Below are 15,283 nucleotides of genomic sequence, written 5' to 3' on the forward strand. Positions count from 1 at the left end.
TGCCTCACCGGCTCGCCGCCGCGCGTGCACAGGCCGTGCGCAGGCCCGGCAGGTCGATGAACTCGGTGTGGGTGCCGACGCTGCCGCACACGAACGCCCCCGCCACCGAGCCGGCCAGCACACACTCCTCCAGCGGGCGTCCCTCGAAGAGGAGGTGGAGGAAGGCGGTGACGAATGCGTCACCGGCGCCGTTGCTGTCCACCACCGGCCGCTCCGGGCGGACCGCCGGGAAGTGACGGATCTTGTCCTCGCCGCGCACCAGCAGGTGGCAGCCGTCGGCGCCGTCCGTGGCGACCACGAAACGGGCCCGGCCCTCGTCGACGATCGAGTGCAGCACCGTGGGGAGCCGGTCGTGGATCGCCGCGGCACTGAGGAAGACGTAGTCGGAGGCGAGGGCGTAGGTGCGGTGGTGCGGGTTGTGCCCGTCCCAGTCGTGCAGGTCGGTCGAGCTGGTGATGCCGAGGCGGTGGATGTCCTCGTACATGTCCTGGTTGTGGCCGATGATCGACAGGTGGACGTGGGGGGAGCGCTCCAGGAAGGGCAGGTAGAAGGAGCGGGGAAGCCTGAGATCCGCGGGGTGTCTGCCGTCGTAGAAGGAGAAGCGGCGGCCCGAGGGGTCGACGAGGTTCGCCGAGCGTGGGGTGCCGTGCGGTGAGACGAGGTGGCTGAAGTCGAGGCCGTGGCGGGCGTAGTGGTCCAGCACCATGCGGCCTTGCGGGTCGTCGCCGAGGAAGTCGACGAACTTGGTCCGCAGGCCGAGCGCGTGCCAGCCCAGTGCCACGCCGTTGCCGGTGTGCCCGACGTAGTCCCGCAGCGGTTCGACGAAGAGCGAGTCGCCCGGCGGCACGCGCAGCTCGTCCACGCGCACGATGGTGTCCACGCCCACCCCGCCGACCACCAGGACGTCGTAGTGGCTCGGACGCTGCTCGTTGTCGTGGTGCTGGGACAGGGTCATGCGCTCACTCCCTCGGAGACCTGCTGAATGTGTCCGTCCTCCAGGACGACCGCGCCGTCGATGTCCGCGTCGGGCGGTATCACGGCACCGGGCAGCAGCACGCTGCGCCGCACCCGTGCCCCGGCACCGATCCGGACTCCCGGGAACAGCACGCTGTCCTCCACCAGCCCTGCGTTGACCAGGTCGGAGGGGACCAGCGACGCGTGCACACCGGGGGCGCCGGCGACCCAGTGACGGGCGACCTCCGGCCGCACGGTCCGGGGCATGCGCTCGACCGGCAGGGGCGCCCGGGGTCCCGCGGCGAGTGCCAGATGTGCGCGGTGGTACCGCTCGACGGTGCCGATGTCCTCCCAGTGGCCGTGCACCTCGTGCCCGCGGATGTGCTCTCCGGCGGCGAGCATCCGGGGGATCACGTCCCGACTGATGTCGTGCTGCCAGTCGGTGCCGTCCAGCTCGGTCAGGTACCGGTGCAGCACGGTGGAGTCGAAGATGCAGAAGGCGGCGAAGACCAGGTCGGACGTGGGGTCGGCGGGTTTCTCCACGAACTCGGTGAGTCGGCCGCCGCCGTCGAAGCGGACCATGCCGAACAGGTGCACCCAGCGCATCTCGATGCGCTGGTAGGCGAGGGTCAGCGCGGCGCCGGAGGCCCGGTGCGCTTCGATCAGGGGCCCGTAGTCGTACCGGTAGACGTGATCGGCGTGCAGTACGAGTACGTCGTCCACGTCGTCGCCGAAGACGTACTCGGCCTTGCGGATCAAGGCGTCGGCGGTTCCACGTTCCGCCGGCCAGGTGCGCCGCGGAAGCTCCGCCGGCAGGTCCCGGCCGTGGTAGGCGGTGTCGTAGGGCCCGAAGTGCACCCGGAAGCCCGGCCCGGTGTTCCACACCCGGTGCAGGTCGTCCATCAGCAGCCGCTCCTCGTGCTGGGAGAGCAGGAGCACCTCCGCCAGGCCCGACGCACGGGCGTTGGCGAGGCTGAAGTCGATGAGCCGGCAGGAGCCGCCGTAGGGAACCAGTGGCTTGAGCCGTCCGGTGCCGAGCGAGCCCATGCGCCGTCCCTCGCCGCCCGCGAGCAGCACCGCGCGCACGCTGCGCGGATCAGCCATGACGCACCTCGTCCCAGGACGTCCGACCGGAGGACAGGGTGAGCAGGAGCTGGGCGCCGTCGGCCGGGGCCTCGCCCACGAAGATCCCTGACTCCGTGCGCTCCAGAGTGCGTACGTCCGGCAGGTCTCTGGCCGAGCCCCGCCGCGCGACGACGACTTCCACCCGTTCGGCGTGCGGGAGGCGGTACTCCAGCCGACCGCCCGTGACGACGCGGCAGCGTTCGCGCAGCCGGGCGGTCTCCTGCGGGGGCACCGCGTCGGGAAGCCGGTCCAGGACGCGCTCGCAGGCGGCGAAGTCGGCCCGCTCCCATGCGGCACGGAAGATCCGCCGTGCCGCGTCACCGTCGAGCGGGGCGTGGCGCTCGTAGACGTCGATGTCACCGTGTTCCACTGCGGCGTCGGTGGTGATCTGGTCGTCGGTGAGGAGGTCGAACCAGGCGTGCCGCAGAGCCAGTTCGACAGGCGGACCGGCCGGCCGGCCCTCCCACAGTCGGGTGAACGCCGCCAGGTGCAGGTCGGCGCAGTGGTCCCAGGTGAAGGTCCGGGCCACGGACGAGGCACGCTCGGACAGCTCCCGGTAGCGGCCCGGGTCCCGTGACCACAGGGCCGCCGCTTGCCGGATGCGGTCCGCGAGCGCGGCGGTCAGCAGTTCGTCGTCCTCCGCGAAGGACCGGTTCACCGCGAATCCGGTGGCCGTGTCCGGACGGTCGGCGTGCCGGAAGTGCTCCATGCCCCGTTGGTCGGTGGCGATGGGAACCGCGCCCGCGGCCATGGCCTCGCCCTGGGCGATGAGGAAGGTGTCCATCTCGAACTTGGACGGAAAGAGCCCGAAATCGCTGGAAGCTGCGAAGGCGAAGACACGCGCCTCCTCCACGCGCTCCCACTCGAGGTGCAGCCGCCCCGGGTGGCGGGCGGCGACGTCGTGGAAGTAGGGATCGTCGATGCCGTTGCCGGAGATGCAGCGGATGACGAAGTTCGCTTCCAGCCCCTCGTTCAGCACTCGGTCGACGGCCCGCATCAGCTCGAGCTGGCCCTTGTGGTGGACGGCGTAGCGGGCGTTGTGGAAGAAGGTGGGCAGCCCCGGGTCGAGACCGAGGCCGGTGAGGACGCGGTCCCGGTCCACCTCGGTGGGGTCCCATGCCAGCCATTGGTCGGAGATGGCGCACCCGCCGACGAACATCTTGTGGGCGTTGCGGCGCACCACGTCGGCGATCGGCAGCTGCCGGAAGAGCGGCTCGAACGGGGTGTCCTGGAAGCCCGCGTAGAAGTCGAGCTGTCCCGGTGACAGGAAGTCGATCAGGTCCGCGTGTTCCGCGGTCAGCTCGTAGATCGCCACGTGGTCGGGCGGGTAGGTGTAGTGCAGGTGTGTGAGCTGCTGGTATTGGACGACCGCCTCGGACACGTCGGGCTCGGGATCCGGGCCGGGCAGTTCGACGTCCACACCGAGCAACGCGAACAGGCCCTCCACCTCGGGTGCGTACACCTTCTTGGCGATCGGCATGTTGCTCTGGACGTTGCTGACGACGAGCTTGGTGGGATCGTCGCGCAGGGCGGCCGGCAGCAGGTAGTGGTAGTACGGCTCGTGCGCGTGGACGACGGCCTTCTCGTCGCCGAACCACTCCCGCAGGAAGCGCACACTGTCCACCTGGAAGACGAGAGGCTTGAGGAACACCAGGTCCCGGCCCTTGGCGGAGTAGGGCGGATAGAAGGTGTCCGGCAGACGGTTCAGGTGCTCGTTGGCGAGGAAGTACACGTCCACGCCCTCGAGCCGTATGCGGTGCGCGGTGGTACGCACCGCCAGTTCCACCTGTGGGGGGAAGTCCTTCCAGACCCGCGGGTCGAGGGCCACCGGCATGGTGTAGACGTCGTCGTACGGGAGGTCCTCCACCTCGTAGCGCTTGCGCAGGTCGTCGAGCCGACCGTGTGCGGGTGTGACGATGGAGACGCGGTGGCCGCGGGCGGCGAAGGTCTTCGACAGGTTCCACAGGTACACGGACGTGCCACCCTGAAGGAACGTGTGGTCGAATCCGCAGCACTCGAAGTACGTCTCGATGATGTGCATCCGGGGCGCGTTCACGACGGTCATGTCCTCGCGTAGGTCGTCGGGGCGTGGGAGGCGAGCGCGAGCGCGTGGCGCAGGTCGATCGCGGCGTGGTAGGGGCGGGCGTGGTCGTGGTTGTAGGCCAGTTCGTGCAGGAGGCGGCGCAGGTACAGCAGGCGCCGGAGCGGGCTGTCGGAGGCGGGGCCGAGCATCAGGTGCAGGACGCGCTCGCGCCAGATGTCGGCGGTGCGGAAGACGCTGTCCAGCACGGCCCGCCGCGCGGCCGGCCAGTGGGGGGCGCCGTCCAGGGAGCCGTTCATGGTGAGTGTCGAGTCGACACCGAGACGGGCGGCGCTCTCGAAGGCTGCCTCGTCGGCCGTGAAGTACTCCAAGGCGCGCTGCACGGCGACGAGATCCTGGAGGGGCGACTGCGCGGCGTACCCGGGGTCGTCGGGTGCCGTGGCGGGCGTGGACAGGTCGATGATGCTCATCCGCCAGACACCGTCGGCCGCATCGGAGCACAGCAGATGCGACAGGTGCAGGTCGCCGTGGCAGGGGCCGGCCCCCGGTTGTGTCGCCCGGCCGTCGAACGCGACGCGCAGCGTCACCGCTTCGGCCTCCAGTGCGTCGAAGGCCGCGCCGCGGACGGCGTGGGGCAGGGGCACGTCGGCCCGCGCCAGCTCGGCCAGCCGCGCAGAGGCCTGCGCCAGGGCGTCACCGGCCGGGTACCCGGTGGCCGGACCGCCCAGGCGTCCCGACAGATCCCGGTGGAAGGCGCGAAGGAAACGCCCCACGGCACGCAAGTTCTCCTCCAGCGGCAGCAGGTGTGCGCGTACGAGCCGCTCCGGGGCCGTGCCGTTCGTGAGCCGGGGCCACAGCGAGCGCAGGTTCTCGCGCAGCGGTACGTCGATGCCGTATCCGGGCGCGTAGCGGTAGACGACGCCCACGGGGTGCCGGACGCCGCTGACGGGATCGGTGTACGTGTAGTCCCCGGCCCATTCGGGGGTGTGTCCGCTACCGCTCATGAGCCGCAACAGGCCGGGTTCGCGGATCGTCTCGTCCAGGCTCCGGTAGGTCTTGTGTATGTGCGGGACACCGCCGATCTCCACCAGGGAGAGGGAGTTGGACGACCAGCCCTGTTCGAAGGGCAGCCACCGCACCTCGCCTGCCGGTGCCGCCGGCGCACGGCAGAAGTCCACGAGCCCGCCGCGTGTGGTGCGCAGCCGCGCGCCTGAGAGCACACGGCGCACGGCTGCGAGTCCGAGGGACGGGTCGCCGTGAGCATCCGCCAGGGTGCCCGCCGGCTCCGTGCGCAGGGGGACGAAGAACCGTCGGCCCGAGGCCGGGCCGCCGACGGCGGCCACCACGAGCAGCAGCTCGCCCGGCCCCAGTACGGCGTGGTCCACCCGCTCGTAGCGCTCGGCGGCGCGCGAGTCGCGCGGCATCCACGGGGCGGTGCGCAACAAGGATTCGAGGTGTTCGTCGTTGATCACGTGGTAGGTCAACTCCCGGTCATCTCATAGGCGTTGAGCCCGCACCGCCAGACGGTGAGGGCCACGGCCAGGGCGCCGGCCGTCACCACCGGAAGCCACACCACCAGCTCCGTCGTGCCGGTCAGCAGGTAGACGCACGGCACGTACGAGGTGAAGGCGAAGGGCAGCACCCAGGTCAGCAACGCGCGCAGCGAGGAGTGGTAGATGTCCAGCGGGTAGGCGGCGAACTCGGACACCTGGTTCGCCGCGTACATGGACGGCAGGCTGGTCACGGTCCAGAACGACAGCGAGGCGAAGAACAGCTTCACCGAGGTGTGGATGAGCGCACCGCACAGCACGAGCAAAGGGGCGAGGGCCCACTGCAGTGGTGTGGGGCTGAGCCCGAGTTCGCTGCCGGACCAGCCCACCAGGACCGCGCCGACGACCAGTTCACCGAGTCCGTCGGGGTGGAAGAAGCGTTCCGACAACAGCGAGAACAGCGGGTTCACGGGGCGGATCAGGTAGCGGTAGAACTCGCCGCGCTGTACCAGTTTGCGGCCCAGTTCCCACAGCTGGTCGGTGAAGAGGTGGTCGAGGCCGCGAGGCAGCAGCGAGAAGCCGAGCAGGAACAGCACCTCGTGGTAGGTCCAGCCGCCCACGGCCGGAACCTGGCGGAAGACCAGGCCCACGACGGCCGTCTGCAGGCCCACGCGCACGAGGAAGGCACCCGCGCCGAGCGCGAAGTCCATCCGGTACGCGGTCAGCCGGTGCAAGCCGACCCCGCCGAGGAAGACGGCCAGGCGTACATGACGCCACACCGTGCGGGTCATCCGCCGAGCACCTCCAGACGGCTCAGCGAGGCACGCCACAAGGCTGCGCTGAGCAGTGTCAGCCCGGCCGCCCAGCCCAGTTGACGGGCGAGCACGTCGGCGGCGCCGGTCATCCCGTCGTACCGGCCGAGGAGCAGCGTGAGGGGACCGTCGACCATGCCCCGGAAGGGCAGCGCGGAGGCCACGGCAGCGAGCGGGCCCGGCATCAGCGCGATGGGCACCAGCTGTCCGGCGAAGAAGGCGACCACGCTCTGCTTCACCATCCGCACCCCCCAGGTGTTGGTGGTGACGAAGCCGGTCATCCCGGTCAGCAGGTTCACGAAGAAGGCGAGCAGGACCGAAAGCACGGTGGACACCAGGAACAGCAGGACGTTCACGGGCTGTGGCACGGTGAGCGGCACGAGCAGGGCGAAGAGGCCGAGCACCGGTAAGCCGACCAGCACGGCGTTGGCCGCGACCACCGGCAGACAGGCGAAGAACCGCATCACCGGGTAACTGACGGGCCGTACGAGCATGACGGCGACGTCACCCCGGTAGACCTCGGCCGCGACCTCGTCGTCCACCCGGTTGGCGTGCAGCACCTGGAGCACCTGGGCCATGAGGAGGTAGGTGGTGATGCCCTCGGCGGTGAAGCCGCCCGGACCGGCGCCGGGTGGGGCGTCCGCGTACACGGCACGCCACAGGAAGACGGTGACCGCGGCGCCGGCGGCGGCGGTGATCCCGGTCATGACGAACGTGGAACGGTACTGGAGCAGGGACTGGAGGCCGCCGGTGGCGAAGGACAGGTAGGGGCGGGCTCGCCCCGACAGGCGCGGGGGTGCACCGCCGTCCCGGGCCCGTGTGACCGGCACGGGCTCGTTCATGCGGTGCCGTCCTTCCCCGCCGCGGAGGTCCCCGCCGCGGCGGTCCCGGCCGCGACCGGTCCGCGGCGGGTGTGCCCGTAGATCTGCCTGAGCACGTCCTCCAGGTCGGGTTCGGGCGCGTAGCAGTCGACGAGGTCGAAGCGGTCGAGCAGGAAGGCCAGCACCTGCCGGGAGGTGAAGCGGTCCACCGGATAGTCGGCCCTGATCCGTCCGTCCTCGGCGCACGAGGCGCTCACACCGGGCAGCCCCCGCTCGATGTCCGCACAGGCCTGCTCGGGAGTCGGGCCGCCCCGGTGGTCGAACAGGACCGAGCGCCGGTCGGCGGTCCGCAACAGGTCCCGGATGCTGCCCTGATGCACTACCCGCCCGCGGTCCACCACCAGTGCGCTGTCGCAGATCGCGGCGATGTCCGCGATGTCGTGACTGGTGAGGACGACCGTGGTGCCCCTTTCCCGGTGGACGCGGTTGACCAGGAGCCGTACCGCGTCCTTCAGCACCATGTCGAGGCCGATGGTCGGCTCGTCCCAGAAGACGACCTCGGGGTCGTGCAGCAGGCTCGCCGCGATCTCGGCGCGCATCCGCTGCCCCAGGCTGAGCTGGCGCACGGGCGTGGTGCCCAGGGCGTCGATGTCCAGCAGTTCCCGGTACAGGGCGAGGTTGCGGCGGTAGACCGGTTCGGGGATGTCGTAGATCCGGCGCAGGATGCGGAAGGAGTCCGGCACGGACAGGTCCCACCACAGCTGGCTGCGCTGGCCGAAGACCACGCCGATGCCGCGGGCGTTGCGCTGCCGGTGCCGGTAGGGCTCGATGCCACGCACCAGGCAGCGCCCGCTGGTGGGCGTCATGATGCCGGTCAGCATCTTGATCGTGGTGGACTTGCCCGCACCGTTGGCGCCGATGTACGCCGTCTTCGAGCCGGCCGGGATCGTGAAGGACACGCCGTCGACCGCGCGGACGATCCGGTGCTTGCGGGTCAACAGGGTGGACAGACTGCCCACCAGGCCCGGCTTGCGCTCGGCGAGCCGGAACTCCTTGACGAGGTTCTCCGCGACGATCACGAAAGCACCTGCTCAAGGGCGTGTTCGAGAAGCCTGATCCCCTCGTCGAGCAGCGGCTCGTCGATGGTGAACGGCGGGGCCAGACGCAGAATGTGACCGCCGAGGGCCACCCGCAGGCCCAGATCGAGCGCGGTGGCGTACACGGCCCGGGCGATCTCCGGCGCGGGCGTGCGGCTCTCCCGGTCGGTGACGAACTCCAGCCCGTACAGCAGGCCGAGGCCGCGCACGTCACCGAGGTTCTCGAATCGTGCCGGAAGAACGCAGAGCCGCTCCTCGAGCAGTTCCCCGAGGACCCGCACGCGCTCGATCAGGCCGTCGCGTTCGACGACCTCGAGGGTGGCCCGGGCGGCGGCGATGCCCAGCGGGTTGCCCGCGTACGTCGACGCGTACGCGCCGGCTCCGGAGGCGGCCGGGTGGTGCAGCAGGTCTGCCCGCCCCGCCAGGACGGCGAACGGGAACCCGCTGGCCAGCCCCTTCGAAAGGGTCACCAGGTCGGGCTCGATGCCGAAGTGGTCGCTTGCCAGGAACGCCCCCGTGCGACCGCCGCCGGTCAGCACCTCGTCGGCGACGAGCAGGACACCGCTGGACTTGCAGGCTTCGGTGATCTGTTCCCAGTAGCCCGGGGGCGGCACCACGACTCCGGCGGCGCCCAGGACGGGTTCGAAGACCAGCGCCGAGATGTTCGGTTTCTCGGCGATGTGCCTGCGTACCAGGGAAGCGCATCTCACGCCGCAGGAAGGGCGGGTGAGCTGCAGTGGACAGCGGTAGCAGTAGGGCGAGTACCCCAGTACGGAGTTCCCCGCGAAGGCCTGGTGGCCCACGTCCCAGTGCACGAGCATCCGCGCACCCATCGTCTTGCCGTGAAAGCCGCCGCGCAGGGCGCCGATCCGGTTGCGGCCCGGTTCGGCGGTCGCCTGCACCACGCGCAGCGCGGCTTCGACGACCTCCGCCCCGGTGGAGAACAGAGCGTAGGTGTCCAGCCGCTCGGGCAGCAGCCGGGCCAGCAGTTCCAGCAGCCCGGCTCGGTCGGGCGTCGCCGAGTCGTGCACGTTCCACAGGCGCCGGGCCTGCGTGGTGAGCGCCTCGACGACCTCCGGGTGCCCGTGTCCCAGCGACTGGGTCAGGGTGCCTGCCGCGAAGTCCAGGTACTGGTTCCCGTCGAGATCGGTGAGGACGGGACCCTGTCCCTCGGTGAAGACCCGGCGTCCGACGGCCGCTTCCTCCGAAGCGCCCGGCGCCAGATGCCGAGCCTCTCGCTCCAGCTGTTCCAGCTGGTGCCGACCTGCCACTTCCGCCCCCAACCACTGTACGAACTGGCTTGCTGAGCCGCGCCGTTGGGCGATGCCGGAGCCGAGTCAAACACCAAGACGCGACGACTTGCAAGAAGTTGCTGGAAGTTTCAGATTGGCCTTGCGAGCCGCGAGCCGCCTCTGCTTGAGTCGAAAACAGCTCAACCGGTGACACCGCGACTTTCGTTCGAGGAGAGATCCGTGAGACCACAGACCCAGTCCCGTCCGCGACAGCGGTGGCCGGAGTGAAAGCCCTGGTCCTGGCGGGCGGTACCGGCAGCAGACTGCGGCCCTTCACCCACACAGGCGCCAAACAGCTCCTCCCCATCGCCAACAAGCCGGTGATCGGCTACGCCCTTCAGGCGATAGCCGACGCCGGCATCGAAGACGTCGGGGTGGTGGTCGGCGGCCACGCCGACGACATCCGCCGCGCCCTGGGCGACGGGTCCGCCTTCGGGCTGCGCATCACCTACCTCCATCAGCCCGAGCCGCTCGGGCTCGCCCACGCGGTACTCGTCGCACGGGACTTCCTCGGCGAGGACGACTTCCTGCTCTACCTCGGGGACAACTACCTCGAAGAGGGCGTCACCGGATTCGTCCGGCGCGCCGCAGCCGGCCGGGAGGCCGTCCGGCTGCTCCTCACCCCGGTGCCCGACCCCACCGCCTTCGGAGTCGCGGAGGTCGACGACTCGGGGCTGGTGCGGCGCTTGGAGGAGAAGCCCGAACGGCCGGCGAGCGAACTCGCGCTGATCGGGGTCTACGCCTTCAGCCCCGCGGTGCACGAAGCCGTGCGTGCGATATCCCCCTCCGCCCGGGGCGAGTGGGAGATCACCCACGCGGTGCAGTGGATGATCGACCAGGGCCTGCGCGTCCGGGCGGAGACCACGACCCGTCCGTGGCGCGACACCGGAAGCGTCGACGACATCATCGAGGCGAACCGGCACGTCCTGGACCGGATGGAAGGCCGCGTCGACGGCAAGGTCGACCCGCACAGTGTCCTGGTGGGCCGGGTCAGCATCGCCGAAGGGGCGGTAGTCAAGGGCTCGCGCATCGTCGGACCGGTGGTGATCGGGGCGGGAGCGATCGTCAGCAACTCCCACGTCGGCCCCTACACCGCCATCGCCGAGGACTGCCGGATCGAGGGCAGCGCCATCGACCACTCCGTGCTCCTGCGGGGCGCGTGCGTGGAGGGCGCCTCCCGCATCGAGCGCTCGCTCATCGGCCGCGAAGCGATGGTGGCCGCGGCGCCCCGGCTCCCCCAGGCCCACCGTCTCATCATCGGCGACCACAGCAAGGTGCAGCTCACCTCATGACTCCCCGCATACTCGTCACCGGCGGCGCCGGCTTCATCGGTTCCGCCTACGTCCGCTCGCTGCTCGGCCCTTCGGGGCCACCGGGCGTCACGGTCACCGTCCTCGACAAGCTCACCTACGCCGGCAGCCTCGCCCGCCTCGACCCGGTGCGCGGCCACCCCGGCCTGACCTTCGTGCACGCAGACGTGTGCGATGCCGCGACGGTGCGTCGGCTGGCGGCCGGACACGAGGAGATCGTCCACTTCGCGGCGGAGTCGCACGTGGACCGCTCCATCGAGGACGGCGCCGGGTTCACCCGCACCAACGTCATGGGCACCCAGACACTGCTGGACGCGGCCCTGCGCCACGGTGTGCGGACGTTCGTCCAGATATCCACCGACGAGGTGTACGGGTCGATTCCGCACGGCGCCGCCCAAGAGGAGGATCCGCTGCGGCCCAGTTCGCCCTACGCGGCTTCCAAAGCGGCCGCCGACCTCGTCGCGCTCGCCTACCACCGCACGCACGGCCTGGACGTCCGGGTGACCCGCTGTTCCAACAACTTCGGCCCGTACCAGCATCCCGAGAAGGCCATCCCCCGCTTCGTGGCCGCCCTGCTGACCGGCAAAGACCTGCCGGTGTACGGCGACGGGCACCAGGTACGCGACTGGCTCCACGTGGACGACCACGTCCAGGCCGTGGAGTCGGTGCGCACCGCGGGACGGCCCGGGGAGATCTACAACGTCGGCGGCGGTACGTCGCTGACCAACCTGGAGCTGGCGCGGCGCCTGCTGAAGCGGTGTGATGCCGGCCCCGAACGCATCGCCCACGTGGCGGACCGCAAGGGCCACGACCGCCGCTACGCGGTCGACCACGGCAAGATCGCCCTGGAACTCGGCTACCGGCCGAGCGTCGACTTCGAGACCGCGCTGGCCGCCACGGTGTACTGGTACCGGTCGCACCGGTCCTGGTGGGAGCCCTTGCTCACGGCCGTCTGAGAGGCACCCCGACCCGCGGGCCGGGCGCGTCGGGGCCCGGGTCGCGGACCCCGCGGCCAACGGGTCGGAGTGCGTCGACAGTAACAGCGCTGAAAGGCTTGCGAAAGCTCTTGCAGGCCCGAAATCCGACTTCCACCGGGTGAACTTTCCCTCGGTCGCGGAAACTTGTCGCCCCCTGCGCGACGCGGTGCGGCCCCTCCCGAAATCCTGTGCAGCAATTTTCACGACAGAGAGGCCCCATGTGGTCGGCAGACCCGGACACTACGCAGCCACCCTGGCCGCCGCCCTGCTCGGCGCGGTCCTGCCACCGTCGGCGTCCCAGGCGTCGGAAGGCGGTCCGCCCCCTGCGCCGTCGAACTCCCTGCTCGCGAGGGAGCCGGCCCGTCCGGCTGCGAGCAGGGAGCAGTTCTACCTGCTGCTGCCCGACCGGTTCGCCAACGGCTCCGCGGCCGACGACCGCGGCGGCATGACCGGTGACCGTACGATCACCGGATACGACCCCACGGACAAGAACTTCTTCCAGGGCGGTGACCTCAGAGGAGTCATCGACCACCTGGACTACATCAAGGGCCTGGGGACCACCGCCGTCTGGCTCGCACCGGTCTTCAGGAACAAGCCGGTCACGGTCCGGGGCGGCAGGGTGACCGCCAACTACCACGGGTACGCCGTCACCGACTTCACCAGCGTGGACCCCCATTTCGGCACCGAGGCCGACCTGTCGGAACTCGTCGACAAGGCGCATGCCAAGGGGATGAAGGTCTTCTTCGACGTCATCACCAACCACACCGCCGACACCATCGACTACGCCGAGAAGCAGTACGGGTATCGCGGCAAGGGCGCCTTCCCCTACCTGGACACCGAGGGGCGCCCCTTCGACGAGGGGACGGGCACGCGAAAAGCCGACGCGGCCGGCGCCCCGTACACGCCGCAGGTCTCCACCGACCCGCAGGATCACAAGGCCCCCGAGTGGCTCAACGATCCCACCATGTACCACAACCGGGGCAACTCCACCTTCGCCGGTGAGAGTGCCCTGTACGGCGACTTCCAGGGCATGGACGACCTGTGGACCGAACGTCCCGAGGTCGTCCACGGCATGGAGCGGATCTACGAGAAGTGGGTCGACGACTTCGGCGTGGACGGCTTCCGCGTCGACACCGCGAAGAACGTGAACATGGACTTCTGGACCCAGTGGGCCACTGCGCTCGACCGGCACGCCGCACAGCACGGGCGCGCGCACTTCTTCCTCTTCGCCGAGGCCTTCTCCGCGGACGCGTCCATCACGGCTCCCTATGTCACCGAGGGCCGGCTCGACTCCACGCTGGACTTCCCGTTCCAGGCCGCCGCACGCGACTTCGCCTCGCGCGGCGGGCCCGCCGACGACCTCGCTCACGTTTTCGCGCAGGACTACCGCTACAGCACGGACAAGACCAACGCCTACAGCGAGGTCACCTTCCTCGGCAGTCACGACATGGGCCGCATCGGTGCCTTCGTGGCCCAGGACAACCCCGGCGCGGGCGACCCGGAGCTGCTCCGCCGGGACCGCCTGGCCCACGAGCTGATGTTCTTCTCCCGCGGCAATCCGGTGATCTACTCCGGTGACGAGCAGGGCTTCACCGGCTCGGGCGGAGACGTCGACGCCAGGCAGACCATGTTCGCCTCCCGAGTCCCCGACTACCGCGACGACGACGAGATCGGCACCGAGCGCACCGCGGTCTCCGACGCCTACGACACCAGCCACCCCCTCTACCGGACCATCGCCGCGCTCTCCCGGCTGACCCGGCAGCACCCCGCTCTGCGCGACGGCGTCCAGACCGAGCGCTACTCCCAGGGATCCGTGTACGCCTTGTCCCGGACGGACGAGCGGCGCAGGCGTGAGTACGTGGTCGCCTTCAACAACGCGCCCCAGGCCAAGACCGTCCAGCTCCCGACGGGTTCGGCGCACACGTGGTTCCAAGCGCTGTACGGCATCTCGGGCGGCGTGCGCAGCGACGGCGACGGGAAGGTCTCCGTGACCGTACCGGCCCTGTCGTCGGTCGTGTACGAGGCGGCGAAGCCGCCGGCCCCGCCCGCGGGCAGGCCCACCGTCACCCTCAGAGCCCCGGCCACGGGCGCGACCGGGACGGTGGAGATCGCCGCGGACACCGGAGGCGACGGACTCGGCCGGGTCGTCTTCGCCGCCCAGGTCGGCAACGAGGCCTGGCAGGTCCTCGGCACTGCCGATCACGCCCCCTACAAGGTCACCCAGACCATCACCGACGACGTCGCGGCCGGAACACCCCTGAGGTACAAGGCCGTCGTCGTCGACAGCGCCGGCCGCACCGCGAGTGACCTCGCCGCCTCGACCGCGGGTCAGGCACCGGTGGCCGGGAAGCCGACGGCGGCACGCCACCAGGCCGTCGTCCACTACCGGCGAGCCGACGGCGACTACACCGGCCTGCGGCTGCGGACGGCGGACGGCCGGACCGCGGACTTCACCGGCCGGGACGCTTACGGAGCCTTCGCCTGGTTCGCACCGGACGCGGGCGCCAGCCGGGTCCGCTTCACCCTGGAGAAGGACGGCATCACCGACGGACCCGAACGGACCCTCGACTTCGCTGCCGCGCCGGAGGCGTGGGTCGCAGAGGGCGGCGACGCGGTGGACGTGACCCGTCCCGCGGCCCACTACCCGCCTGAGGACACCGCGAAGGCCGTCATCCACTATCACCGCCCCGACGGCGACTACGACGGGTGGGGTCTGCACGCGTGGACCGGAGCGGCGAACCCGCCGGAGTGGAACGACCCCGTGCGACCAGTGGGCCGGGACTCCTTCGGCCTGGTCTTCGAAGTCCCGCTGGCCGAGGACGCCGGCTCGCTCAGTTACATCCTGCACAGGAAGGAGGACAAGGACGTCCCGGCCGACGAGGCCCTCGACTTCTCCCTGTACGGACACGAGGTGTGGCGGGTGGCCGGCGACCCCGCCTACCTGACCCCGTCCCTCGGCGGCGCGTTCGGCCTCGATCTGGAGACCTCCGCCGCCACCTGGATCGACGACACGACCGTCGTCTGGCACGGAACCGGGACCGGAGTCGCCAGTCAGCAGCTCGTGTACGCGCCGGAGGGCGGCATCGCCCTGCACCACGGAGCCCTGACCGACGAAGGTCGCTGGCTGCGCCTGAAGCCCGCGACGCTGACCGACGCGCAGCGAGCCGCGTTCCCGCGGTTCAAGGACTACCAGGCCTTCACCGTCGACTCCCGCGACCGCGGCCGGATCGGCGAGGCCCGGGCGAGCCGGCAGGTCATCGCCACCCAACGGGGCGAGAACGGGGCGCTGCTCGGCGCCACGACCGTGCAGACGGCCCAGCACTGATCCGGAAGGAAAGAGAGCCGCAACGTGACCACATCACCC

General features: G+C 70.5%; 10 protein-coding genes and 1 pseudogene. 3 read left to right on the top strand and 8 right to left on the bottom strand.

The features are described from left to right. Nucleotides 1-4: 4 nt before the first annotated feature. From ACZ5CW_RS19005 to ACZ5CW_RS19040, 8 genes are read right to left on the bottom strand one after another with little or no spacing between them, the layout of a single operon-like run. Nucleotides 5-955: a carbohydrate kinase family protein gene (locus tag ACZ5CW_RS19005; RefSeq protein WP_468602688.1), complete on the bottom strand. Its 951-nt coding sequence runs from the start codon at nucleotides 953-955 to the stop codon at nucleotides 5-7. Further along, entirely contained in the window at nucleotides 952-2,058 is a 1,107-nt protein-coding gene (locus ACZ5CW_RS19010; protein WP_468602690.1) for a sugar phosphate nucleotidyltransferase, read from the bottom strand. The genes ACZ5CW_RS19005 and ACZ5CW_RS19010 overlap by 4 nt, the downstream gene beginning before the upstream one ends. Next, entirely contained in the window at nucleotides 2,051-4,144 is a 2,094-nt protein-coding gene (locus ACZ5CW_RS19015; protein WP_468602692.1) for a glycogen/starch synthase, read from the bottom strand. Before ACZ5CW_RS19015 ends, ACZ5CW_RS19010 begins: the two co-directional genes overlap by 8 nt. Further along, the gene (locus ACZ5CW_RS19020; protein WP_468602694.1) at nucleotides 4,141-5,604 is read right to left on the bottom strand and encodes a hypothetical protein; all 1,464 of its coding nucleotides are present in this window, start codon (nucleotides 5,602-5,604) and stop codon (nucleotides 4,141-4,143) included. Before ACZ5CW_RS19020 ends, ACZ5CW_RS19015 begins: the two co-directional genes overlap by 4 nt. Continuing rightward, nucleotides 5,601-6,401, bottom strand: a complete 801-nt coding sequence (locus tag ACZ5CW_RS19025) for an ABC transporter permease (protein WP_468602696.1) — start codon at nucleotides 6,399-6,401, stop codon at nucleotides 5,601-5,603. Before ACZ5CW_RS19025 ends, ACZ5CW_RS19020 begins: the two co-directional genes overlap by 4 nt. Then, nucleotides 6,398-7,264 carry an ABC transporter permease gene (locus ACZ5CW_RS19030; RefSeq protein ID WP_468602698.1) on the bottom strand — a complete coding sequence of 289 codons (867 nt, stop codon included), beginning with the start codon at nucleotides 7,262-7,264 and terminating at the stop codon, nucleotides 6,398-6,400. The genes ACZ5CW_RS19025 and ACZ5CW_RS19030 overlap by 4 nt, the downstream gene beginning before the upstream one ends. Then, entirely contained in the window at nucleotides 7,261-8,322 is a 1,062-nt protein-coding gene (locus ACZ5CW_RS19035) for an ABC transporter ATP-binding protein (protein ID WP_468602700.1), read from the bottom strand. Before ACZ5CW_RS19035 ends, ACZ5CW_RS19030 begins: the two co-directional genes overlap by 4 nt. Next, nucleotides 8,319-9,611, bottom strand: a complete 1,293-nt coding sequence (locus ACZ5CW_RS19040; protein ID WP_468602702.1) for an aspartate aminotransferase family protein — start codon at nucleotides 9,609-9,611, stop codon at nucleotides 8,319-8,321. The genes ACZ5CW_RS19035 and ACZ5CW_RS19040 overlap by 4 nt, the downstream gene beginning before the upstream one ends. Before the next feature lie 245 nt (nucleotides 9,612-9,856). Here ACZ5CW_RS19040 and ACZ5CW_RS19045 point away from each other — a divergent pair, with 245 nt between their 5' ends. From ACZ5CW_RS19045 to ACZ5CW_RS19055, 3 genes and pseudogenes are all read left to right on the top strand, one after another. Next, nucleotides 9,857-10,924 carry a glucose-1-phosphate thymidylyltransferase gene (locus ACZ5CW_RS19045; RefSeq protein WP_468602704.1) on the top strand — a complete coding sequence of 356 codons (1,068 nt, stop codon included), beginning with the start codon at nucleotides 9,857-9,859 and terminating at the stop codon, nucleotides 10,922-10,924. Further along, nucleotides 10,921-11,898 (top strand): dTDP-glucose 4,6-dehydratase, encoded by a 978-nt coding sequence (rfbB, locus tag ACZ5CW_RS19050; RefSeq protein WP_468602706.1) that lies wholly within the window; start codon nucleotides 10,921-10,923, stop codon nucleotides 11,896-11,898. Before ACZ5CW_RS19045 ends, rfbB begins: the two co-directional genes overlap by 4 nt. Before the next feature lie 274 nt (nucleotides 11,899-12,172). Then, a pseudogene (locus ACZ5CW_RS19055) lies at nucleotides 12,173-15,235 on the top strand (alpha-amylase family glycosyl hydrolase); the annotation flags it as partial. Between the last annotated feature and the right edge of the window lie 48 nt (nucleotides 15,236-15,283).

It is taken from the genome of Streptomyces sp. NPDC031379, assembly GCF_055569615.1.